24 protein-coding genes are annotated in these 24966 nt (G+C 34.1%); 10 read left to right on the top strand and 14 right to left on the bottom strand.

Annotated features, from left to right (window positions below; translation table 11 throughout):
* The first annotated feature begins 163 nt into the window (after positions 1-163).
* The 9 genes from miaB to groL all read left to right on the top strand — a co-directional run bounded on the left by miaB (position 164) and on the right by groL (position 7562).
* Positions 164-1609 carry a tRNA (N6-isopentenyl adenosine(37)-C2)-methylthiotransferase MiaB gene (gene miaB / locus FNW17_RS03505; RefSeq protein ID WP_143391333.1) on the top strand — a complete coding sequence of 482 codons (1446 nt, stop codon included), beginning with the start codon at positions 164-166 and terminating at the stop codon, positions 1607-1609.
* Positions 1610-1693: 84 nt separating this feature from the next.
* Entirely contained in the window at positions 1694-2065 is a 372-nt protein-coding gene (locus FNW17_RS03500) for a GxxExxY protein (RefSeq protein ID WP_143391332.1), read from the top strand.
* A 46-nt stretch (positions 2066-2111) separates the two neighbouring features.
* On the top strand, positions 2112-2258 hold the full coding sequence (locus FNW17_RS16260) for a hypothetical protein (protein ID WP_185964835.1): 147 nt from the start codon (positions 2112-2114) through the stop codon (positions 2256-2258).
* A 98-nt stretch (positions 2259-2356) separates the two neighbouring features.
* On the top strand, positions 2357-3625 hold the full coding sequence (locus tag FNW17_RS03495; RefSeq protein WP_143391331.1) for a sigma 54-interacting transcriptional regulator: 1269 nt from the start codon (positions 2357-2359) through the stop codon (positions 3623-3625).
* Between the two features lie 80 nt (positions 3626-3705).
* Positions 3706-4209, top strand: coding sequence for an LptE family protein (locus tag FNW17_RS03490; RefSeq protein WP_143391330.1), 504 nt, complete (start codon positions 3706-3708; stop codon positions 4207-4209).
* Positions 4210-4291: 82 nt separating this feature from the next.
* Positions 4292-5143: a tetratricopeptide repeat protein gene (locus tag FNW17_RS03485; protein WP_143391329.1), complete on the top strand. Its 852-nt coding sequence runs from the start codon at positions 4292-4294 to the stop codon at positions 5141-5143.
* 3 nt (positions 5144-5146) lie between these two features.
* Positions 5147-5482 (top strand): preprotein translocase subunit SecG, encoded by a 336-nt coding sequence (gene secG / locus FNW17_RS03480; protein WP_144070886.1) that lies wholly within the window; start codon positions 5147-5149, stop codon positions 5480-5482.
* 142 nt (positions 5483-5624) lie between these two features.
* Positions 5625-5900 carry a co-chaperone GroES gene (locus FNW17_RS03475; protein ID WP_143391327.1) on the top strand — a complete coding sequence of 92 codons (276 nt, stop codon included), beginning with the start codon at positions 5625-5627 and terminating at the stop codon, positions 5898-5900.
* 36 nt (positions 5901-5936) lie between these two features.
* Positions 5937-7562 (top strand): chaperonin GroEL, encoded by a 1626-nt coding sequence (gene groL, locus FNW17_RS03470; protein ID WP_143391326.1) that lies wholly within the window; start codon positions 5937-5939, stop codon positions 7560-7562.
* 87 nt (positions 7563-7649) lie between these two features.
* Here the strand turns inward: groL and FNW17_RS03465 are convergent, their stop codons facing one another.
* From FNW17_RS03465 to FNW17_RS03410, 12 genes are all read right to left on the bottom strand, one after another.
* Positions 7650-8324, bottom strand: a complete 675-nt coding sequence (locus FNW17_RS03465; protein ID WP_144070885.1) for a DedA family protein — start codon at positions 8322-8324, stop codon at positions 7650-7652.
* Between the two features lie 163 nt (positions 8325-8487).
* Positions 8488-8889: a heavy-metal-associated domain-containing protein gene (locus tag FNW17_RS03460; protein WP_144070884.1), complete on the bottom strand. Its 402-nt coding sequence runs from the start codon at positions 8887-8889 to the stop codon at positions 8488-8490.
* A 52-nt stretch (positions 8890-8941) separates the two neighbouring features.
* Entirely contained in the window at positions 8942-10969 is a 2028-nt protein-coding gene (locus tag FNW17_RS03455; RefSeq protein WP_144070883.1) for a TonB-dependent receptor plug domain-containing protein, read from the bottom strand.
* A 74-nt stretch (positions 10970-11043) separates the two neighbouring features.
* Positions 11044-11469, bottom strand: coding sequence for an HYC_CC_PP family protein (locus FNW17_RS03450; RefSeq protein ID WP_144070882.1), 426 nt, complete (start codon positions 11467-11469; stop codon positions 11044-11046).
* Positions 11470-11538: 69 nt separating this feature from the next.
* On the bottom strand, positions 11539-11673 hold the full coding sequence (locus FNW17_RS03445) for an MBL fold metallo-hydrolase RNA specificity domain-containing protein (RefSeq protein WP_235892998.1): 135 nt from the start codon (positions 11671-11673) through the stop codon (positions 11539-11541).
* Positions 11674-11842: 169 nt separating this feature from the next.
* Positions 11843-12607, bottom strand: a complete 765-nt coding sequence (locus tag FNW17_RS03440; protein WP_144070881.1) for a class I SAM-dependent methyltransferase — start codon at positions 12605-12607, stop codon at positions 11843-11845.
* The gene (gene map / locus FNW17_RS03435; RefSeq protein ID WP_144070880.1) at positions 12607-13425 is read right to left on the bottom strand and encodes a type I methionyl aminopeptidase; all 819 of its coding nucleotides are present in this window, start codon (positions 13423-13425) and stop codon (positions 12607-12609) included. The genes FNW17_RS03440 and map overlap by 1 nt, the downstream gene beginning before the upstream one ends.
* 41 nt (positions 13426-13466) lie before the next feature.
* Positions 13467-14876, bottom strand: a complete 1410-nt coding sequence (locus FNW17_RS03430; RefSeq protein WP_144070879.1) for a TolC family protein — start codon at positions 14874-14876, stop codon at positions 13467-13469.
* On the bottom strand, positions 14876-16225 hold the full coding sequence (locus FNW17_RS03425; RefSeq protein ID WP_144070878.1) for an HlyD family secretion protein: 1350 nt from the start codon (positions 16223-16225) through the stop codon (positions 14876-14878). Before FNW17_RS03425 ends, FNW17_RS03430 begins: the two co-directional genes overlap by 1 nt.
* Before the next feature lie 4 nt (positions 16226-16229).
* Complete coding sequence (locus FNW17_RS03420) at positions 16230-17888, bottom strand: peptidase domain-containing ABC transporter (RefSeq protein ID WP_143391317.1); 1659 nt, start codon at positions 17886-17888, stop codon at positions 16230-16232.
* A gap of 4 nt (positions 17889-17892) precedes the next feature.
* The gene (locus tag FNW17_RS03415) at positions 17893-18567 is read right to left on the bottom strand and encodes a TetR/AcrR family transcriptional regulator (RefSeq protein ID WP_143391316.1); all 675 of its coding nucleotides are present in this window, start codon (positions 18565-18567) and stop codon (positions 17893-17895) included.
* Between the two features lie 51 nt (positions 18568-18618).
* Positions 18619-19260 (bottom strand): leucine-rich repeat domain-containing protein, encoded by a 642-nt coding sequence (locus FNW17_RS03410; RefSeq protein WP_144070877.1) that lies wholly within the window; start codon positions 19258-19260, stop codon positions 18619-18621.
* Between the two features lie 155 nt (positions 19261-19415).
* Between FNW17_RS03410 and FNW17_RS03405 the strand changes: the two genes are divergently transcribed.
* Positions 19416-20690, top strand: a complete 1275-nt coding sequence (locus FNW17_RS03405; protein ID WP_144070876.1) for an acetyl-CoA hydrolase/transferase family protein — start codon at positions 19416-19418, stop codon at positions 20688-20690.
* 49 nt (positions 20691-20739) lie between these two features.
* On the opposite strand, the gene gpmI is transcribed toward FNW17_RS03405, so the two are convergent.
* Together gpmI and FNW17_RS03395 are read right to left on the bottom strand one after the other, a co-directional pair.
* On the bottom strand, positions 20740-22257 hold the full coding sequence (gene gpmI, locus FNW17_RS03400) for a 2,3-bisphosphoglycerate-independent phosphoglycerate mutase (protein WP_144070875.1): 1518 nt from the start codon (positions 22255-22257) through the stop codon (positions 20740-20742).
* A gap of 144 nt (positions 22258-22401) precedes the next feature.
* On the bottom strand, positions 22402-24894 hold the full coding sequence (locus FNW17_RS03395) for a DUF5916 domain-containing protein (RefSeq protein WP_143391312.1): 2493 nt from the start codon (positions 24892-24894) through the stop codon (positions 22402-22404).
* Between the last annotated feature and the right edge of the window lie 72 nt (positions 24895-24966).

The raw sequence follows: 24966 nt of genomic DNA, 5'->3' as shown, positions 1-24966 counted from the left end.
GAGATTACTTACGCCACGACAAAAAGGTCCTATTTTGTAATGAAACTTTTCGTAATTCACAACCACTTAAAACATTGTTAATTCTTCATCTGACATCTTGTCATATTCATTCAAATAATTGTACCTTTGCATCCTTAATAAAATCACACTTTTGAAAGTGACTATGGAAAAGATTATAGAAGAAAGCAAGCAAGGCGAAAGTCTAGTTTTAGAAAACAAACCTGAAAATACAAAAAAACTTTTTATAGAAAGTTACGGCTGTGCAATGAATTTTTCGGACAGTGAAATCGTGGCTTCCATCCTATCGTCAAACGGATACAATACCACACAAATCCTTGAAGAAGCCGATTTGGTTTTGGTAAACACCTGTTCGATTCGCGACAAAGCAGAACAAACTATTCGCAAACGTTTGGAAAAATACAATGCCGTAAAACGCACGAATCCAAAAATGAAAGTTGGGGTTTTGGGCTGTATGGCAGAACGTTTGAAAGAAAAATTTCTTGACGAAGAAAAGATTGTGGACTTAGTTGTTGGTCCTGATGCCTACAAAGATTTACCCAATTTATTGGCCGAAGTTTCAGCAGGTCGCGATGCCATCAACGTTATTTTATCCAAAGACGAAACTTATGGCGATATCTCTCCCGTTCGATTGAACTCGAATGGCGTTTCGGCTTTTGTTTCCATTACTCGGGGTTGCGACAATATGTGTACGTTTTGTGTAGTGCCTTTTACCCGAGGTCGCGAACGCAGCCGTGAGCCACAAAGTATTAAGAAGGAAATTCAGGATTTATGGGACAAAGGTTTTAAAGAAATTACACTTTTAGGCCAAAATGTAGATAGCTATTTATGGTATGGTGGAGGATTGAAAAAAGATTTCGACAATGCTTCTGAAATACAAAAAGCAACCGCGGTTGATTTTGATCAACTGCTCAAAATGGCGGCTGTTGGTTTTCCAAAAATGCGCATCCGTTTTTCGACTTCCAATCCACAGGATATGCACGAAAGTGTTTTGCACGTTATTGCGAAACATTCAAACATTTGCAACCACATTCACTTGCCAGTTCAATCAGGAAGCAACAGAATTCTCAAGGAAATGAACCGTTTGCACACTCGTGAAGAGTATATGACTTTGATTGATAAAATCAGAACTATAATACCAGATTGTTCCGTTACACAAGACTTAATTTCAGGTTTTCCAACTGAAACCGAAGAAGATCATCAAGACACCTTGAGTTTGATGGAACACGTGAAATACAGTTTTGGTTATATGTACGCATACTCCGAACGCCCGGGAACATTAGCCGAACGTAAAATGGAAGATGACGTTCCCGAAACCACAAAATCGCGAAGATTACAAGAGATTGTCGATCTACAAAGAAGTCACAGCGCCTTAAGAACTCAGGAATTCGTGGGACAAATCGTGGAAGTTTTGGTAGAAAAAGCATCGAAAAAATCTGAAAAAGATTGGTCAGGAAGAAATTCCCAAAGCATTGTGGTGGTGTTTCCAAAAGAAGATTATAAAATTGGTGAATTTGTAAATGTAAAAATCACGAGTTGCACCAGCGGAACTTTGATTGGGGAAGCAGTTAGTTTGAGTGAGATGAATTAATTTTTTTCACCACAAATTACACAAATTTTCGCAAATTAATTTTAGTAAATACTGTTTTACCAAATTAAACCAAGTATCAAATTTATGGAATATTACAAACAAGAAGAGAATTATATTATAATTGGTATTTGTATGGAAGTTCATCGGATTTTAGGCCCTGGTTTATTGGAAGTTGTATATAAAGATGCTTTGGAAATTGAATTTAAAAATAAAAACATTCCGTTTGAAAGAGAAAAAGAATTTTCAATCGAATACAAAGGAAATATACTTCCTCATAAATTTTACGCTGATTTTATTATTTATGATGAGATAATTTTAGAAATAAAAACAGTCAAAGAAATCAATAACGAACATATTGCACAAACATTAAATTATATAAAACTTGCAAGTTCTCAAATTGGAATTATTGCTAATTTTCAAAATAAATCACTAACTCACAAACGATTAGTTCTATAAATAAATTTGTGAAAATTTGTGTAATTTGTGGTAAAAAAACAAAAAAATGACCAAAAAAAATATAATTATTACCATACTTACTTTCATTATTGGATTTGGTTCGACTTTCTATATCATTAGAACCTATTTTCCAAAAGACAAAGTAGAAAAAACAGCACCAGCAAAAGATACGTTGACAAAAACCAAGAATTAAAAAAGTTTAAATAGTTTAAAATAGTTTAAGATTGTTTAATAGGATTCTACCCAAACAACTTTAAACCTTTAAACAATTAAACCTTTAAACAAAAAAATATGGAAACAGTTCAATCAATAAAACAACGATTCGAGATTATCGGGAACGACCCGAAACTCAATCGCGCGATAGAAAAAGCCATTCAGGTAGCTCCTACTGATATTTCGGTATTGGTCGTTGGTGAAAGTGGTGTTGGAAAAGAAAGTATTCCAAAAATTATTCATTCGCTTTCGCACAGAAAACACGGAAAATATATTGCTGTAAACTGTGGCGCAATTCCCGAAGGAACTATTGACAGTGAACTTTTTGGTCACGAAAAAGGCTCTTTTACAGGAGCAACTTCTACTCGTGAAGGTTATTTTGAAGTCGCTAGCGGCGGAACTATTTTCTTAGACGAAGTGGGTGAATTGCCGTTGACAACCCAAGTTCGATTATTGAGAATTCTAGAAAATGGTGAGTTTTTAAAAGTAGGTTCATCACAAGTTCAAAAAACCGATGTGCGAATTGTAGCTGCCACCAATGTCAACTTATTTGATGCCATCGAAAAAGGGAAATTCCGAGAAGATTTGTACTATAGATTGAGCACTGTGGATATTACTTTACCGCCATTGCGTGACCGAAAAGATGACATTCATTTATTGTTTCGAAAATTTGCGGCCGATTTTGCCCATAAATACAAAATGCCTCCCATAAAATTAGAGGATAACGCGGTGCAATTATTGCAAAAATTTCGCTGGAGCGGAAATATTCGTCAATTGCGAAATGTAGCCGAACAAATTTCAGTTTTAGAAACCAATCGCGATATTACAGCAACAACTTTGCAATCCTATTTGCCTTCGGAAGCGAGTAATTTACCTTCGGTAATCAAGGATAAAAAAGCCGAAAATGATTTTTCGACCGAAAGGGATATTCTTTACAAAGTGCTTTTTGATATGAAAGGTGATTTGCATGATTTGAAAAAATTGACTTTGGAATTAATGAAAAACGGTTCTGCAAAAGTGCAAGATATCAACACGAATTTAATTCAAAAAATATACGGCTCAAAAGAATCCGAAAGCGAAATTTCGTTTGAAGAAGAACCAAGTAATGCTGTTTTTTCACCTGAATTTTCGAATCAAAATGAAAATATAAATTTCGTAGAAAACGATGATGAGTTTCAATTTGCCGAAACTGTAGAGGAAGAAGAAATTCTGAAATTAGAACAAAGAGAAATCGAAATGATTAAAAAATCATTAGAAAAAAACAAAGGAAAACGAAAAGCCGCCGCTGATGAATTGGGAATTTCCGAAAGAACTTTGTATCGAAAAATAAAACAATTTGACCTATAAATAAATTCCAAATTCCAAATTAGTATATTTGAAAAAAAATAGAGTTCACCTTTCAAAAATTGGAATTGACTAAACATCTTATGAAAAAAACATATCCTTTTTTATTTCTAATTATACTATTTTCAATAAACAGTTGCAATGTTTACAACTTCACAGGAACTGGAAAAATTGATGCTAACACATTTCAAGTAAATTTTTTCCAAAATAATGCCGAGTTAGTACAACCTGGAATTGACCGAACTTTTACATTGACTTTGCAGGATCTTATCCAAAATCAAACCAATTTGAATTTGGTGAAAAATGGAGGTGATTTAACTTATGAAGGTGAAATAACAGATTACAGAATTACACCTATGATGGCCACTGCCGATATTCAAGCGGCTCAAAATAGATTGACTATTAGAGTAAAAGTTCAATTTACCAATAAAAATAAAGAAGCCGATGATTTTGATAAAACATTCGATTTTTTTTACGATTATAGAGCAGATAAGCAACTTAGCGGAACTGATTTAGATGCCGCTGTAAAAATTATTTTCGAAAGAATCACACAAGACATATTCAACGAATCTTTGGCTAAATGGTAAACACAGTTTACAGATAGCAGATTTCAGCTAGCAACTGGAAACTGAAATCTGAAATCTGAAATCTGAAATCTAAAATCTGAAAATGAACGTAACCGATTATACTTATTTAATTAACAAACCCGATGCTGTCAACGAGAAGCAAACAGATGCTTTGGGTAGAGTGCTGGATGAATTTCCGTATTTTCAAAGTGCTAGAGCGTTGCGATTGAAAGGACTTTTTAATGAAAATAGTTTCAGATACAATTATGCTCTGAAAGTTGCTGCTTCGCACACCACCGACAGAACTGTTTTGTTCGATTTTATCACATCTGATACTTTTGTGGCCATACAAAAAGGTTTTTACGACAAAAAAATACTCGAACTTCATGACATCAGTGTAACCCATTATGAATTAATTAAGCCCGAAATTAGTCTAGAGCCCAAAATAAATACATTAGAACAATCTATTCTTACTACTATAAAAGGCGCTTCGGCAGTTAAAGAAGAATCAACGACAAAATTGGCAGAAGAAAATCTGGAAATTGGAAAGCCTATAGGGTTTTCTAAAGAGGAAAAACATTCCTTTCAAGAATGGCTTCAACTCGCCAGAACACAACCTATCGTTAGAGAAAAAGAAATAATAGCGCTTTCTAAAACAGCTCCATTAGAAGAAGAAAAAAAGAAAAAAGCCGAGTTGATTGATAAGTTTATTGAAGCCAGCCCGAAGATTCCTCCAATAAAACAAAGTTTAGACTCTGTAATTCAAATTGATCAAAATAAATCAGATAATTCTTATTTAATGACTGAGACTTTAGCAAGGGTTTATTTGGAGCAAAAAAAATATCAACGCGCTATACAAGCTTATGAGATATTAATTTTGAAATATCCAGAAAAAAGTAGTTTCTTTGCAGACCGAATCTCGGATATTAAGATTTTACAACAAAATAATAATTAAACAATGAGCACATTTTCGATTTTTTTAGTGTTAATAACAATAGTTTGCTTCCTACTTGTAGTAGTAATAATGGTTCAAAACCCTAAAGGTGGTGGGCTTTCTTCTTCATTAGGCGGGTCAACACAAATTGGTGGTGTACAAAAAACTACTGACTTTTTAGACAAAAGTACTTGGACATTAGGCGGAATATTAATTTTATTGATATTACTTTCTAGTTTAAGTTTTGGCGGTTCATTAGGAACTGATTCAAAAATCATTGACAAAACAGAAACTGTTACGCCAAAAGCGGCAACTCCTGCCCCAATGACACCTGCTCCTGCGACTGAGCCAGCAAAATAATAAGTAGTACATACAAAATATACTAAATGCCAGCCTGTCAAAGCTGGCATTTTTTTTAAGAAAAAATGTCAGTTTTTCTTTATTGGCATAATTTCTGAAATCCAATTATCATTAAATTAATAATAACATTTATTTTATCATTATGGCGTTAAATATTAAACCGCTTTCAGACCGTGTTCTTATCGAACCTGTAGCTGCTGAAACAAAAACTGCCTCAGGAATTTTCATTCCAGATACTGCAAAAGAAAAACCACAAAAAGGAACCGTTGTTGCTGTTGGTAAAGGCACAAAAGACCACGAAATGACTGTGAAAATTGGCGATTCTGTCCTTTACGGAAAATATGCTGGAACAGAATTAAAATTAGAAGGAAAAGACTATTTGATAATGCGCGAGGATGATATTCTTGCGATTGTATAATTAAAGTATTAAGACAATTAAAAGTTAAAAATAAAAATGGCAAAAGATATAAAATTTGATATTGAAGCACGTGACGGATTGAAACGTGGAGTCGATGCATTGGCAAACGCAGTAAAAGTAACTCTAGGACCAAAAGGTCGTAACGTAATTATTGGAAAATCTTTTGGTGGACCAACCGTTACTAAAGATGGTGTTACCGTTGCTAAAGAAATAGAATTGAAAGACCCATTAGAAAATATGGGCGCTCAAATGGTAAAAGAAGTAGCTTCTAAAACCAATGATTTAGCAGGAGACGGAACAACAACTGCAACCGTTTTGGCACAAGCTATCGTAAAAGAAGGTTTGAAAAATGTGGCTGCTGGTGCAAACCCAATGGATTTGAAACGTGGAATCGACAAAGCTGTTGAAGCCATTGTTGCTGACCTTGCCAAACAAGCCAAAGTAGTAGGAAGTGATTCTGAGAAAATCAAACAAATTGCTTCAATTTCTGCTAATAACGATGAAATTATTGGCGAATTGATTGCTAATGCTTTCGCAAAAGTAGGAAAAGAAGGAGTTATCACTGTTGAAGAAGCCAAAGGAACTGATACTTATGTTGATGTTGTGGAAGGTATGCAATTTGACAGAGGTTATCTTTCACCTTATTTTGTTACCAATGCTGAAAAAATGGAGGTTGAATTAGAGAATCCATATATTCTTTTGTATGACAAAAAAGTATCTTCTTTAAAAGAATTGTTACCCGTTTTAGAACCGGTAGCACAATCAGGAAAACCATTATTGATTATCGCTGAAGACGTTGATGGAGAAGCTTTATCAACTTTGGTTGTAAACAAATTGCGTGGTGCATTGAAAATTGCAGCTGTAAAAGCTCCAGGTTTTGGCGACAGAAGAAAAGCTATGTTAGAAGACATCGCTATCTTGACTGGTGGAACTGTAATTTCTGAAGAAAGAGGATATACTTTAGAAAACACTACTATCGAAATGTTAGGAACTGCAAAAAGAGTAACTATTGACAAAGACAATACTACAATTGTAAGTGGAGCTGGTGATGCCGAAATGATTAAAAATCGTGTAAACCAAATCAAAGGTCAAATGGAAGCTACAACTTCTGATTATGACAAAGAAAAATTGCAAGAACGTTTGGCTAAATTAGCTGGTGGAGTTGCTGTTCTTTATGTTGGTGCTGCTTCTGAAGTAGAAATGAAAGAGAAAAAAGACAGAGTTGACGATGCTTTACACGCTACTCGTGCTGCTGTAGAAGAAGGAATTGTTGCTGGTGGAGGTGTTGCCTTATTAAGAGCTAAAAACGCCCTTGCAGATTTAAAAGCAGACAACCCTGATGAAGCTACAGGAATCAAAATTATTGCCCGTGCGATTGAATCTCCTTTGAGAACTATTGTTGAGAATGCTGGTCTTGAAGGTTCTGTTGTTGTAGCAAAAGTTGCTGAAGGTTCAGGAGATTTTGGCTACAATGCCAAAACTGACGAATATGTAGATATGCTAAAAGCTGGAATCATCGACCCTAAAAAAGTAACACGTGTGGCTTTAGAAAATGCTGCCTCTGTTGCAGGAATGATCTTGACTACCGAATGTGCTTTGGTTGACATCAAAGAAGAAAGCGGACCAATGCCAATGGGCGGTGGGATGCCAGGAATGATGTAATTTGAAGTACGACATACGAAGTACGAAGTAAAATTTAATAAAAAATCCGAAGTTTTAAAGCTTCGGATTTTTTTGTGAAAAGATATTTTAAATATGAACTCTTTTTTTCAACAACTTCCATAAAACCGGGATGGTTGTTACGAGAACAATTCCTATGACGATTAATTCTATATGTTTTTTTAAATCAATACCGAATTTATCCAAAAACAAAGCCGATAAATAATGACCCGCAAAAATCATACTAAAAGACCATAGAACTGAACCCAAAATATTATTGAACATAAACTTCTTTTTGTCCATAGATGCAATCCCAGCAACTATTGGTGCAAAGGTTCTAAAAATGGGCAAAAATCTTGCGAAAATAATCGCTTTCCCACCATATTTATCGAAAAAATCCCTAGCCTGCAAAAGATATTTTTCCTTAAACCAAAAAGTATCTTCTTTTTTATAGAGGTATGTCCCGCCTTTTACTCCAAACCAATAGCCCACCATATTACCAAAAATTCCTGCAACAGAAACTAAAGCAGATAGCAATACTACATTTGCAAAATCATTACCCACTGATATTTGACGAGTCAATAATTCGCTGTAAATCCCTGCCAAGAACAATAAACTGTCTCCAGGTAGAAAAAAACCTGCAAACAATCCTGTTTCGGCAAAAATTATAAAAAGGATAACAAACAAACCAATTTCTACCCCTCCAAACTCCATCAATATATAAAACTCAGGATTTATCAGTTGTTTCCAATCAAAATTATTCATAAAAATGTTTTAAAAATTCTCGGTCGTGAAAGTAATTATAATTTAGCAAAACAGCACTATCTAGACAATGGATTTGCGTTTTTTTAATAAATAATTAATAAAACCCTCTTGATTTGAAAAGTTTCATATATAAATCGAAAAGGTCTTTTGAGCTGTTCAAAAATTACTTATTAGATTCTTCCCTATCGTATTTGCAGCAGCCATGAAGATTGTCGTAATCTTCTTGGGTAGCCTTTTCCCCTTCTGTATCATGACCTACTTTTGCAACAGCTTTTTTTACCTCAGTAATTGAAGTTTTTTCTTCATTTAGAGTAATGTCTAATTTATGAGTTTCAATACTCCAACTTGCCATTTTCACTCCAGTGACAGAAAAAGCCGCTTTTTGAATTCGTCTTTGACATTGTTCACAATTACCATTTACAGCTATTGTATATTTTGCATTTTTATTCTTTTTATCTTGTGCTTGTACAGAAAGTGTTACTACTATTAACATCATTCCTAAAAATAGATTTTTACTCACAATTTTAAAATTGTTTTTTTGGTGTTCGTGAATCGTTGATTTCATAATTTAATTTTTTTATTGTTATTGAAATTGATATTTGCCATTGACATTGTTTTTATTTAATTTTAAATCGAAGCCCTGCATAATACATTTGCCCAAAAACTGGCGCATAGGCAATTGAAGCATCAAATGTGGGACCAAAAGGATTTTCGGTGCCCAAAATTGCTTTTTCTTGTTTGTAATTTCCAATGTTTTCTCCACCAACATACACTTCAAAAACAGATGAAAAAGTTCGAGTAATTTGTGCATTCATCAAAGAAAACGAAGGCGAATACTCCGGAAGTTTATCCTCTATAGGATTCGAAGCTGTTTCAGGTAATTTTTGATCGCCCATCCAATTATAGGTGAAATCAAATTTCCACTGCTTACCCTTCTCTGCGATATGAGTTTCAAATCCTAAATTGGCAAAAAACCGATGTTTGGCTTGCAAAGGTCTTTCGCTTCTTCCACTCAAATAATCGGTTTGTATATCATAATATTTGTAAGCAGTTCGCAAATCAAGATGCTTTACAAATTCTAAATTAAAGTCCAACTGCAAACTATTAGCATATGATTTTCCGTTTAAGTTATAAAACAAAACCTGATGCATTCCTGGAGTTGCTGGCGCAGTATATAAATCGACTACGACTTGTTTTGTGAAATCAGTTTTGTAAAAATCGAAACCAGCATCAGCATTTCTTCCGAAGATTGTAAATTTTTGATTAAAACTCAGACCGTAATTCCAAGCGATTTCTGGATCTAAACCATAAATTTTTCCGTTAGTATCCAAAATATCAAAGGTTCTTGCACTCGCAAAAAGCGGTTGATTTTCGGCAAAAATATTTGCACTTCGTTTTCCTCTTCCTGCCGAAACACGAAGAACTGCTTTCTCCCAAGGATTATAGCGAATGTGCAATCGAGGTGTTATAAATATCCCTAAACGATTGTGATTATCCACTCTTCCTCCCGCTATTAAACTAAAATTAGAATCATTATCATACGTATATTCAAAAAAAGCACCAATCGAATTATCGATTCTACTGTAATCATTTACATGGACAAATTCTTGGTATTTATCGTAAGTAAAGTTCAAACCTGTGGCAAATTTGTGCATCGTATTACTGATAATCGAATTGAAAATCAAGTTCGAATAAAAACTACTTTGCTTGATATTATATTGATTTAAACCAAAATAAGATTCCTGATTGTGACTGTTAAAAGCATTTTGAAAACCAATACTTTGATATGGCATCTCTTTAAAAACATAGCCTACTTTAGACGAAACATCAAAGCGTTCGGTATTGATTTCTGAACCCCAAAAATTTGTTGTCCCTCTATCTACATCGGGGTCAAAGTCGATTTCGCCAGTTTGTTTCTTGTCATTCATATACCTTAAATTGATAAAACTCACCCAGCCAGTTTCGGCATTATAATATTGATAACGATTCAAAATATTGATTTGTTTAGCCAATGGATTGTCTAGAAAGCCATCATCATTCATGTCATTTTTGGCTATTCTTGTATTACCGTGAACAAACAAAGCGCTTGACCATTTATTCGAAATTTTAGCGTTGAAATGAGTGTTTAATTCAAACCTAGAATCAGTAGAGCCATAAGCATTCAGAAAAAAAGGAATATTGCCTATGGGTTTGATTAATTCAGTATTGATTTGTCCTGAAATACTTTCGTATCCATTGACAACACTACCAGCACCTTTTGTAATTTGAATACTTTCTATCCAAGTTCCTGGCGTAAATGACAAACCATACGCTTGCGAAGCACCTCGAACCGAAGGAATGTTTTCTTCGGCAATCATCAAATACGGACTGGTTAATCCCAGCATTTTGATTTGTTTGGTTCCCGTAAGTGCATCCGAAAAATTGACGTCGATGGAGGGATTTGTTTCGAAGCTCTCAGCAAGATTACAACAAGCAGCTTTGAGTAATTCCTTGCTGGTTACCAATGTAGTATTAGCAGTAATCTTAGAAGATTTTTGCAAGCCTTTGCTTTTAGAAATTACTTTTACAGCCTGTAATGTGTCTTGCGAATAGGAATTAAACGCAAACAACAAGCCCAATAAAAGCATTGAAATTTGTTTTTTCATAAATTAATAATTAATGTTTTTTAATAGAAATTTCTAACCAAAAAATAAGGATAGATTTTATAAAAACATTAAAATCAAGCGTAGAAAATGTATTGATGATATAATTTGAAAAGTGGCGGAGCATTAGCATCACAATAATAGGAGATAATGCGACTGTCTTCGAAATTTGAAAATTCAGTAAAAACGATAGGACTCCATTCTTCGAATAGAAATATAAAATCGGATTGAAAAGTGATTGAATTTATGGTAACATTTTCTTGTTTTTTCTCAAAATGAATTACTTTGTCTTTGCAACAACTTTCTTTCTTTTCAACAATACTATAAGATTCAGGAGCACAACAATTTTCTTCTGTTGCTAATAGGGATTCATAATTTTTCCAATAAATGGGCTTAACCGAAGCCACTTTTCCACCGCAATAATGCACATCAATTGCAAATCCCATATTGGAAACCAATAAGAAAATAGCAAGTAAAAAACTGATGTGACTTTTTAATTTCATAATGCAAAATTACGCATAAATACGACTCCATGAATAAAATTTTCATTAAAAGACCAACACACCAAACTACTATAATTCAAACTCTTGATTCATTGCTGGAGCAACACAATCAAACCCATATTTTTCTTTTATTTTTTCACCAAGTTCCTCAAATGCTTCGTTTTCTCCGTGTACTAAAAATACTTTTTTTGGAGTATTTTCCAATTCAGAAAGCCAATTGCACTTTTTGAGAATATTTTAGACGCACCAATTTGCATTTAAAAAGAATACACCCCCTAACCTCTAACTCCATTTTATATTTATTTTGGAGTCGTTAAATTTTCGATTCAAGTGGAGAATTAACAACCAGCAACATTTAGGATTTAGTGGTTAATTATTTAAAGCAAACGGGAATAATTTCCCCTTTGGCCAAACAATATTTCTCCACCAATTCAGGAGCAATTTTATTAGTGTAATCCTCTTCGATAACAGTGAAACCAATGCTTCGCAGTTTATCGAAATAATCGCGACCATAAATACGAACGTGATCGTATTGTCCAAAGATTTTGGCGCGTTCTTTTTGATCGGTAATTGTATCATCGGCAAAAGTCACATCTCTTTTTAAATCTTGTGGGATTTGAAGAATTGCCATTCCACCCGGTTTCAAAACACGATACAATTCCTGCATCGCTTTGGTATCGTCTGGAATGTGCTCCAAGACGTGATTGCAAAGAATAACATCGTATTGATTGTCTTCGAATGGCAAATTGCAAATATCTGCCTTTACATCGGCAAGAGGCGAAAACAAATCGGTTGTAGTGTAGTCGAGGTTTTTTTGCTTTCGAAACAATTTATAAAAAGCTTGTTCGGGTGCAAAATGCAATACTTTCTTTTTTGCTGTAAAAAAATCGGTTTGTTCGTTTAGGTACAACCATAGCAAACGGTGTCTTTCCAACGAAAGTGTGCTTGGAGAAAGCACATTGTTTCGTTGCTTTTCATAGCCATAAGGCAACATTGATTTGAAACTTTTTCCGTCAATAGGATCGGTGAAATTAGTTCCTTTTAAAGTAAAAGCGATAATTGGTCGTGCGACATAACTCAAACGAATTAATAATGGCCGAGGTACCCTGTTAAGGATTTTTTTAAAAAGTTTTTTCATTATAAAACAAGTGGGTTTTTTCTAAACTCATCTTCCTCATTACTCACGATTCCTAGAGCTTGATAAACATAAGCAAAAGTCGAAAGCAATTCTGGTTTTCCATCAATTATGGCTACATCGTGTTCGAAATGTGCAGAAGGTTTTCCGTCGGCAGTAAGGATTGTCCAACCATCTTTGAGTTGTTTGATGTTTTTGGTTCCCATATTGATCATTGGTTCAATAGCGACAACCATTCCTTCGATAAAAAGTTTACCACGACCACGTTTTCCGTAGTTGGGCATTTCGGGGTCTTCGTGCATTTTTTGACCAACACCGTGACCTACAAGCTCTCGAACCACTCCATATCCGTGACTTTCGGTATATTTTTGAATAGCATTCCCAACATCTTCCACACGGTTTCCGGCTTTAAATTCTCGGATTCCAACGTATAGCGATTCTTTGGTAACACGCAATAATTTTTTTACGTCTTCGGCAACTTCACCAATTTCGAATGAATAGGCGTGATCTCCGTGAAAACCATTTTTGAAAGCACCACAGTCAACCGAAATAACATCGCCACTTTCTAATGGTTTGTTGTTCGGAATTCCGTGAACTACCTGAGCATTTGGGCTCATACAAAGCGAGTTCGGAAAGCCATATAATCCAAGAAAACTTGGTACAGCCCCGTGGTCGCGAATAAATTCTTCGGCTCTTTTGTCTAAATATAATGTGGTAACTCCTTCTTTGATTTCGGAAGCTATCATTCCGAGTGTTTTCGAAACGATTAAGGCACTTTCGCGCATTAATTCTATTTCTTCTCTTGTTTTTTGGATAATCATAATTCTGTTTTCTGACGGCAAAAATACAATTTAATACTTATTTAATTCGGATTCGCCATAATTTTATAGAGTTCCGAATTTGAAGTGTAAAATCGGTTTTCTAAAGCGATTTGAGAAAGTTGTGCGCTCACCAAATTGTTTTCTCTTGTGTTAATAAGAAAGAGAGAACTCTCTCCTAATGTAAATAATCGCACCTCGGATTTTAGCATTGTGTCGTAATCCGTGACCAGGTTGTTGATTAATTTTTGTTGTTTGGTCAGAGACTGAATTTCTGTTTTTTGAGCGCTTATTTTGTTTGTTAATTGTACTTTTTCAAGATCTCGTGTAAACTCAGTTTCTTGGATTTTGTATTGTGCTAGTTTCAAACCGCCTCTTTCTTTTCGTAGAAATAAAGGAAAATAAAAATCGACACCTACTTTGTAATTGTCAGTACTGTTAGGTTTAGTCGGATTGGGTTGTGCTAAATACGAATATCCTACATCGATTTTAGGCAATAACATATTGGCTTTCATTTTTTTCTCTACAGTCAACATATCGATTTTGCTTTGTAGTGCTTCAATTTTTGGATGATTAATTAAGGATAATTCTTGATTGACCAAATCGCTAATATTGAGTGTTTCCTGAATGGTTTGCCCTAGTTTTTTTTCTGGGATTATGGCATCTGCCAATTCTAGTGGGATGTTGTTTTCTAGCCAAAGAAAATTGGACAATTCCAGTTTTGCTTTTGTTAATTTTAATTTTGAATCTTCAAGTGCCAGCAATCTGTTTTTAACAACAATTCCTGCTTCAATGCTGTCTATTGCGGGTTTGTCTCCTTGTTTTATTAAAGATTCAATTCCTTCATATCGCTTTTGGGCATTGGTACTGTAATTTTCATAAAGCAAATATTCTTCGTAATTTTTTTTCCAATTAAAATAGGCTACCGAAGCATCATATAGAACAGCAATGGCTTCTAGTTTTTGCTGTGCTTGACTTAATTTGACCTGAATTTTTGCTTTTTGCAAATCGGCCATTCTTTGATTAATTAGTAATCCTTGTCCAAGAGGAACACTAATTCCGAGGGAAGTTAATCCGTTGCTAGGGGTTTTGTTTTGGGGGTCAAGATAATAGCCTTCGTTTTCATCAAATCCTGCTTTTATGTCTATTCCGTACCAAGTTGGGATTTTGAAACTGCTATTCATTATCGAATAATATTCGGTTCCTTGAAATTGTTTTTTATTATAATTCAATTCCAATTTTGGATCAAATCCGCCACGTGCCATCATCAAGTTGGCTTGGGCTTTGCTGATTTCTAAGTTGGCATTTTTCACCAACGGATGATACTTTTTTACAAAACCCAAATACTCGTTATAACTTATTTCTTTGAGATTGGAAGGCAAAGAGGATTCGGCATTAGTCTGACTGTAAACTGTCGTTCCAAATACGATTAGTAATAAAATAAGCTTTTTCATTATTTCTTTTCTTTTGCAGGTTTCTCTTTTCCTTTGTAATAATTAGGCGGAAAGCCATTAAGTGTTCTCCAACATTCAAACCAAACTGGAACGGTATTAAGCAATGCTATGGTTTGTGCACCTGAACCAATACTTAATTGTTTAGGCCAAGAAGCTTCATTTTTGTCTGGTGCTATTAGGATTCTAAATTTCCCATTGTCACTGATGAAGTTTTCTATTGCTACAACTTCTCCTCCAAAAGTCCCATAAGACATATCTGGCCATCCAGAGAAAACGATTGTAGGCCAACCATCAAACCAAACTCTTACTTTTTCTCCTCTTTTAATTAAAGGTAAATCGATTGGATCTACAAAAGATTCTACAGCAATATCATAGTTGGACGGCATAATCGTAGCAATTGGTGTTCCTTCTTTGACAGTTTCTCCAATTCCAGATTGTAGTGTTCTGTTGATGTAACCACTTTGTGGCGCTTTGATGTAGTACATTCCATTTCGGATGCTGTAATTGGCGTATTGATTTTCCAATTTGCTTACTTGTGCTTCGGTATCGTATTGATTACTCAACGCCGTATATTGATCACTTTGTGCTTTGGATGTTTTCTCGGAATATTCGGCAGTTATTCTATTGATTTCTACTTCGGCATTGATAAATTCATTTTTACTGGTATAAAATTTATTCTCTTGCGTGATGATTTTAGCTTCAACTTCTTGCAGTTTTAAACGTTTTTCTTCGACATCAGACAAAGCTTTTAGTCCTTCTTTGTTTAATTGTAAAGAACGATTGAATTGAGTATTAGCAATTTTTAGCTGCGTTTTTACTGCGACTAAATCCATACTATCGCTTTTTATTTTCAAGCTAGCTTGTTTGATTTTATTATCAGCTTGTTTGAGTTTCAAACCTTTTTCTCTTTCAATGGCTTGTATTTGAACAGAGAGTGTTGCTACTTTAAAACCATAAGACTCTAAGGATTGTTTTTTGGCGTTCACTTGATTTTTAGTGTTTTTAACCAAATTAGGATCCATATAATCTTCTTTTATTTCTGAAATAAATAGAATCGTATCTCCTTTATTCACATAATTTCCTTCTTGAACATACCATTTTTCTATTCGACCCGAAATAACGGATTGAATAGATTGCGGTCTCTGATTGGGTTTTAAAGTCGTAACCGCTCCAGAACCCGATATGTTTTGTGTCCAAGGCAAGAAAAGTGCAATTATACCAATAATGGAAACTACAAGTATTATTCTGTTCAAAATTTTATAATGTGGTCGGTTGCTCAAATTCTTGACGGTAGAATATTTTTCAAGAGCCGTATTATTAATTGAATTTTTGTTGGATATATTTAGCATACTCTTATTTTTTGGTGTCTGAAAGAATTGTCCCTTTTTGCATCGTAATTTCTCGGGTACATTTGGTAAGCCAATATGGATTTTGTGAAGAGACCATTACCGTCCATTTGTTTTTTTCGGAAGTAATAAAGTCAATGATTTCATTGGCCACTTTTACATCCATTTTATCGGTCGGTTCTTCATAAAATAAAATATTGGGTTTGTGAATAATACTTCTTGCCAACAATATTTTTTGTGCATTGGAAGAGGATAATTCTTTACCTTCTGGGAATATTTTAGTGTCAAGTCCTTTCGGTAATGTTTTTATAAAACCTGTAAGTTGAACACCGTCAATTGCCCATTTTAAATCTTCGGTACTGATACTTTTATCATTGAAAGTGATGTTTTCAAGAATTGTTCCTTCAAACGGAGTTTCTCCTTGTATAATACTGCCAATTCTGGAACGGAATTGTTTAATGTCTATTTTCCTAAAGGTGTCGTCATTGATAAAAAAGTTTCCAGAAGTAGGGTGTAATAAACCGGAAAGCACTCGAATCAAGGTCGTTTTTCCGGAACCATTTTCTCCATCGATTATAATTTTTTCACCTGAGTCAATTTTTAAATTAATATTATTTAGAATACCAAAATTTGTTCCTGGAAATTGAAACTCCATATTTTCGGTTTCAAGACTGATATTGGTATAGCAACTTTTGTTTTCGACTGTAATTTCTTCCGCTAATTCCATATCAGTCACTTGACCAATTTTCTCTACTGCTGTCAAAACATCGTAGAAAGTTTCTAAACCAAGAATAATTTTTTCAACGGAATTGATTACTAACAAAATGATGATTTCTGCTGCAACAAATTGTCCAATATTCATTTCTTGACTCAAAACCAAGTAACCTCCAATGATTAATAAACTTGCCGTGATGATTACTTTGAAAATAATAAGATGACTGAATTGTCTTTTGATGACATTGAAATGATTTTCGCGACTGTATAAATAATCTTTTACAAAGCCATTATTTTTTTCTAAAGCAAAATCATAGTTAAGCTCATTTCTAAAACTAAAATTGTTTCGAGCAATTTCTTGCAACCAACCTGCTGTTTTGTACTTATTTTTGGATTCTTTTAAGCTGCTTTGAATTCCTTTGAAATATGAAAATCTAAAAATAACATACAAAAGAACTAATAATAAAAGCCCGAATACAATAAAGAAAGGATGATATAAGGATAATAAAACTACACCAAAAACAATTTGCAAAATAGCTGCTGAGAAATCCACCAACAATTTTGAAGTCCCTTTTTGAATCGTTAATGTGTCAAAAAAACGATTGGCTAATTCTGGAGGATAATGACCATAAAGCTCTTTAAATTCAATTTTTGGTAAACGAGCAGCAAACTCGAATGAAGATCGCACAAACATTTTTTGTTGTAAATTTTCAGTGATACGCAATTGCATTAAAGATAAGATCCCTACGAGTGCAACGCCCAATACCACAAAGATTACCAAGACAATCCACGATGCACTTACTCGACCCGATTGAATAAAGTTTACAATAGCCTGGATACCTAATGGCAAGGATAAACTAACGATTCCAGCAAAAATGGCGTAAAAAAAGATTTGTGAAACATCTTTTTTGTCCAATTCTAAAAGGTTGAATAGTCTTTTTAATGAAGTCATAGTTCTATTTTTTAAGTATGTTTTCGATCAGGTTTAAATAAAAATGAGTTGGACTTGTTGACTGACTACAATCGGTAATAGCCTGCATATGATCCTTAAGAAAATGTTGATGCATTGCGCCCTCAACAATACTAGAGGCAAGGCTTTTGGCATACAAATAGTCGGGATTTACCTCTTTTATTATGGATGTCAATCTATTAATGACTCTAATGTAAATGTAATAAAATCCTTCACTGTTTTCTTGATCTACTTCTTTAGTATGAAAGGTTTTAGTATGCTCTGCAATAATGATTTTATTCAAAACAGCTTCATTTATATGTATCGTGTTTTGATCGTCTTCTACTTTTTCAGTGACTATCGAAATTGCTTTTTTTAGTTTTTCAAAAGGATTAGAATAATTTGTCGTGGCAAATACTAGTTTATATTCCATCCAGCTCCAATACCAAGAAGATAAATACACTAATAATTTATGTTTGTTTTCGAAATAGCGATAAATGGAACTTTCATTAGAACCAATTTTTTCTCCCAATTTTTTAAAAGTAAACTCATCAAAACCAACACTGTCGATCAAAAGAATACTCTCTTGAATGATTTTTTTACCTAAAGCCGAGGTTTCAGGGTCTTTGACAAAGAGTTTTTCGTTGACTTGAATTTTGATATTTGATGAAAGTTGATCCATTGTTTATTATAATTCTATTAATTGATTTTTTAACTTATATAATTTTCACAATTACAAACTAATTTTGAATCCAAAATTAATGTTTTCAGGGACAAATAGTGTAGGTGCTATTTTATTGTGTTTTAAATCCAAATATTGCAAATGATCCAAACCTTTAAGTTCTTTTGGTATTTCTTTAAAACTATTTTGATTCAGGTACAAAAATTCTAGATTTTGAAGGCTTTTAATTTCTACCGGAAGAGAATTCAAATTGTCATTCTCAAGATGTAATGATTTTAGATTGGGAAGTTTCCCCAATAGTCTCAGCGTTATTGGCAAATTGATGTTTTTCTCATCATTTAAATACAATTCTTCCAAACTTGCAAGTTTATAAAAATCATCTGAAAGTTCTATAAAGTCATTTCCACTTAAATCAAGTACTTTTAACTTAACAAGCTGGGAAATCGATTTGGGGATTGATTTTAAATGATCGTTCTTTAAATTTAAATATTCTAAGTTTTTAAAAACTCCGAAATTTTGATTCTCTAAATCAATATTTTGACCACTCAAATTCAATCGAACCACCAATTCTGGCTCTAATAATGCTTCTTTTAAGTCCGTGTATTCCTCGTTTTTTTCTTTACTTCCTATTTGAGCCAAACCAAATTGAGAAAATAGTAAACTAAACAAAACTAATGAATATAGATTTTTCATAATTCTAAAATTAAATTATCAATAATAATTATTGCAAATATAATAGTATTACTATTGAATATAGGTTTTTAACTTTTATTTGTGTTTTTAGAATATGAGTTTTATCATATTCTACTTTTCAATATTTCTATACATTTGTTGCAAATATAGCAATTATGGAAAAATATATTACCGCAGAAGAAGCAGTAAAAATTGTAAAATCGGGTGACAGAATATACCTTCATGCGGCGGCGGCAGCTCCAACGATTTTGGCAAACGCACTAACAGAAAGAGCGTCCGAATTAAGAAATGTTGAAATTTGTCACCTGCATATTGAGGGAGAAGCCCGATATGCTGATCCAAAATTTGCTGATAGTTTTCACGTGAATTCTTTTTTTATTGGCTCCAATGTCAGACATACTTTGGCAGCAGGAAATGGTTCTTATACTCCTGTTTTTTTGAGTGAATTGCCTAATTTATTTAGAAAAAAAGTATTGCCTCTTGATGTGGTTTTTATTCATGTTTCACCACCAGATAGCCACGGATATTGCTCTCTGGGAGTTTCAGTTGAAGCAGTTTTAGCTGCAATTGAAAGCGCAAAAACTGTCATTGCACAAGTGAACCCGCAAATGCCACGAACTTTTGGAGACGGCATTCTTCATATTTCCGAAATAGATTTCATGGTGGAAGTTAATACGCCCATTTACAGCCACTCAATAGAAGAAACTTCCCCATTAGAAGACAAAATAGGAAACTATATCGCTTCCCTAATAGAAGATGAAAGCACATTACAAATGGGAATTGGTTCGATTCCAAATGCAGCTTTATCAAAATTAACCAATCATAAAAATCTAGGACTGCACACCGAAATGTTCTCGGATGGGGTGATCGATTTAATCGAAAGCAATGTAATTAATGGCAATTACAAAGGCGTATCAAGAGGAAGAGCCTTAGCCACATTTCTAATTGGTTCTAAGCGATTGTATGATTTTGTAAACGACAATCCTTTTGTCGAAATGAAAGAGTCGTCTTATGTAAATGACACGGCTAGAATTCGAAAAAATTCAAAAATGGTAGCCATCAATTCAGCCATAGAAGTAGATGTAACTGGTCAAGTTTGCGCAGATTCTATTGGGGCAAGAATGTATTCTGGAGTTGGAGGCCAAATGGATTTTATTCGAGGCGCTTCGTTGAGCGAAGGTGGAAAAGCAATTATTGCCTTGCCTTCGATCACAAAAAATGGCGATAGCAGAATTGTTCCTTTTTTGAAACAAGGAGCTGGTATGGTTACCACTCGTTCTCATATTCAATATATTATTACTGAAAATGGCATTGCCGATTTGTACGGAAAAACACTGCGACAACGTGTTGACGAAATGGTCAAAATAGCCCATCCCAACCATCAGGAATGGATTGACAAAGAATATTATAATTTGACCAATTGTAAATAAAAAAGTCCCGCAAATTGCGGGACTCATTATACAAACTCGGTTATAACTATTACAAAAGTGAAAATCTAGTCATAACTACAGGTTTTTCAATTTCCATCAATTCTAAAATAGTTGGAGCTAAATCTCCTAAAACACCGTCTTTTATAGATTTCAATTCTTTGTCAACCAAAATAATTGGCACTGGATTTGTGGTGTGTGCTGTGTTCGGACTTCCGTCAGGATTAATCATCGTTTCGCAGTTCCCGTGATCGGCGATAATTAATGTTGTATAATCGTTGGCCAAAGCCGCAGTAATCACTTTTTCTACACATTTATCAACCGCTTCACAAGCTTGAATTGCTGCACTCATTACGCCAGTATGACCAACCATATCGCCATTGGCAAAATTCAAACAAACAAAATCTACTTCGCCCTTTTCAAGTTCGGGAACTAAAGCGTCTGCCAATTCAAAAGCACTCATTTCTGGTTGCAAATCGTAAGTTGCCACTTTTGGAGAGTTTTTCAAGATTCTTGATTCGCCTTCAAAAGGTATTTCTCTACCACCAGAAAAGAAGAAAGTCACGTGAGGATATTTCTCAGTTTCGGCGATTCTTATTTGTTTTTTGTTGGCTTTTTCTAAGACTTCGCCAAGAGTTTCTGTAACGTTGTCTTTGTTATAAACTACTTTTACGTTCTCGTATGTTTCATCATAATTGGTAAGTGTAACATAATACAAATTGAGTTTGTGCATGTTTTGCTCGTGGAAATCTTTTTGAGAAAGTGTTTCGGTCAATTCGCGACCTCTATCAGTTCTGAAGTTAAAGAAAACAACAACATCACCTTCTTTTATTGTAGCCAACGGTTGATCGTCTTCATCTACGGCAATAATTGGATTGATAAATTCGTCGGTTACGTTATTTTCATAACTTTCTTTGATGCTTTTTACAACATTTTTAGAATGTGTTCCAGTTCCGTTTACCAATAAATCGTAGGCAATTTTCACTCTTTCCCAACGCTTGTCACGATCCATTGCATAATATCTTCCCACCACCGAAGCAATTTTTGTTGAAGTATTTGCAATATAATTTTCTAAATTTTGGATATAAGTTGCTCCCGATTTTGGATCCACATCACGACCATCGGTAAAAGCGTGAACGAATACTTTTTTCAATCCGAAAGCTTGTGTTGCATCGATCAAACCGCGTAAATGTGAAGTATGAGAATGCACACCACCATCAGAAACCAATCCAAGAAGGTGTAGATTTACATTTTTGTCTTTAGCATATTGAAAGGCATCAACAAGCACTTGTTCTTGTGCCAAGGAATTATTGGCTACAGCCAAATTGATTTTGGCTAAATCTTGATACACAATTCTACCAGCACCAAGGTTCATATGTCCCACTTCGGAATTTCCCATTTGACCTTCAGGCAAACCTACGTTTAAACCATCTGTTCGAAGTTGCCCAACAGGATATTTTGTATATAAACTTTTGATGAAAGGGATATTGGCATTATCTATTGCAGATACTTTTGGATCTGGAGAATTTCCCCAACCATCAAGAATCATAAGGATTACTTTTTTGCTCATTTTGTTATATTTTTATGCAAAGATAAAGTATTTATGAAAAAACAGTGTGTTACTAAAACTACTATTTTACACAAATAAAGTAGAAATAAACTAATAAATAATGAATGTAAATTATATGCAGAATTTTCTTAAAACAATAACGTTTTAGTGCTTTCTTTTCAAGGAATTATAGTCAATATAATACCTAAGGCTAACCGAGAAAATGGAAGTCAGATTAGTATCAAAAACATTGTTTAAGTTTGTTTGCATGTTTTTTTGCACAAGATTGGTACTTTCTACAGCATAATTTCGATACAAAACTGATATTTCGCTTGCGGGAGCAAACCACCACGAATACGAAAAATCGAAATTCCAAGAGTTAAAATTCCTGTTTTTATTTTCGGAATAAGTTGAGTTAGTCGTTAATTTACCATTGTCTTCCAGCGTAAAAAATTCGTGGTTCTCGGCATACGACCAGTAGTATCGTGCTACTAGATTAAAGGACATTTTATTTGTTATCGAATATTTCCCTGTAAAATAATGATCCACTATTTCACGATTGCGCTCTGCAAAAATTACATCATCACCAACATATCCTACCCAACCACGATCATTAACTCTTCGTGTGTAGATTAGATTATAAGACAACGAAAATTTATCACTGAAACGGTTACTAATTGCCGGTGAAATCATGTATATAATTCTGCCTTCCTCATTAAATTTTTCAATTGAGCCATCAATATCGATAGTGAACTTTTTGTTATCGTTTGAGGCAAAGTACAAATAAGAAACGATGCTCTGGGGCACAAAAACATATTTACCCTGCACTCTTGGTTCATAAAAATTATACCTATCAAATGGACTTACCTGTACTTTCCCTTCCCAAATTTGATTTTTTTTATTAATAGCAGCAAACACAGCCTGATACCAAGCTTCTTGGGTTTTTCCAGTAGTGTTATGTATTTCAACGTTTATATTTTGGTTGATCTTTAGTGAGTTAAAAGTCTTAGTTGGATTAATAATTCTATAGGTCATTTCTCCATAACCCGAACGGTAATTATTAACAAAAATAATTCCTAAGTCATTGACGTCATAATTTTCGGATAGGTATTTTCCAGAAAACATATACCTGTATTTTCCGCTAGTTTTGGCAAAGTTCAATTGGGTTTTGAAACCATTATAATTTTCTAAACCATTATTCAAAAGAGTATAAAAATCATTGTCTTTGATACTGCTGTATTTAAAATCACCCGATAATTTATAGGCGTTTTTTTTGGTGTTCAAATCAAATAATAATGCTGAAACATTGGCATCTCGAAAATCTACGTTTCTAATGGTATTTGTGTTTATAAAAGAAACCGATGAATTCTGATTAAAACGCTGATCGAGGACAAAAACATTATAGTTTGTCAAAGGTTGTACAACTTCTTCTCGAGTGGTTTCTGTAGTTGTTGTCGCTGTTGAGTTTGTAATCGGGTCAACACTTGTATTTGTAATTGTTTTTAAAATTGTGGCTTCCGTTTTAGCAGTGACAGCATTCAAAAAGCCTATCCCAAGGCCTTTTTCTGTTCGACCTGAAATTTTCACAGCATTTATTAAATCGACAGTGCTGGGAAAATTTATGATTTCTTCATTTGCTGCTAATTCATCCTGAAGAGTATAAATGTCTTTTATGGGACTCCCACCAATTCTTCTGGAATAAAACAGGTTTCCCTTAGAAAACAAATCGGTCGCTTCAGTAAAAAAGGATCTATTTTCATCAAATTGTTGTTCGAACGGCTCTAGATTAAGAATGGCTTTATCAAATTTTGTTTGACCAAAATCGGGCACTAATATAGCATCTAGCGTAAAGGCGTCATTAATGCCGTATTTAATATCCATTCCAACTTTAAAAGTACTATCCGAGGCAAAATCATCTTTCTGATAATAAGCAGATGAATAAGGAATAAAGAAGAGACGTGTTGGTGTTTTTATGTTCTCGATTCCCTCTAAAATCCCCGCTTGAACAATCACAGCACCTATTTTGGTGTCCACAAAATTCCAAGTATAACTTTGATCTATCGCACCACGTAAAATATCTCGCTTAAAATTTATACCCCAGGTTTGTTTGATCTCTTTTGAAAAACGAAGCGCAGCATATGGGATTTTCATTTCGACTACCCAGCCAAAATCGGTTATTTTTACTTCGCTATCCCAAATCGCATCCCAATTAAAATCTTCACCTCCTTCTGTAGCCAAACAATCCATTTGAACTCCAGCTGCACTTACAAAAAATCGAAAATCTTGTTGTCCGTCATTATTTCCGTTGATTGAAACCGAAAAAACATCAGCAACACCAAACTCATCTCTATTGGTTAATTCACGAGAAATTTTATTGGGTTCGTCATCGTATAAAACGGCCAAAACATAAACTGCATTATTATCATACAGAACTTTAACCTCTGTTTTTTTACTTTCGCTAATTGGCTTGCCGTTATCAGGCTCAAACATTATAAAATCAGTGGCAATTGGCGCTGTTTTCCATATCTCTTCATTTATTTTGCCATCTATAGTAATGTTTTCTGCAGAAAATTTAGCCTGAATGGTCTTCTTTTGACTATAAGTATCAAAACTTATAAAAACGAGAAGAAGGAAAAAAGAAGGGTAAATTTTCGGCATAAATTAAGATAATAGTTAAGCAAAAATAGTAAAATTAACACAAAAAACAAAAAAATACATATATTATAAGTT

The organism is Flavobacterium franklandianum (assembly GCF_007097365.1).
Lineage (GTDB): Bacteria > Bacteroidota > Bacteroidia > Flavobacteriales > Flavobacteriaceae > Flavobacterium > Flavobacterium franklandianum.
The sequence above is the reverse complement of the archived record's forward strand: the minus strand, read 5'-3'. Positions and strand labels throughout refer to the sequence as shown.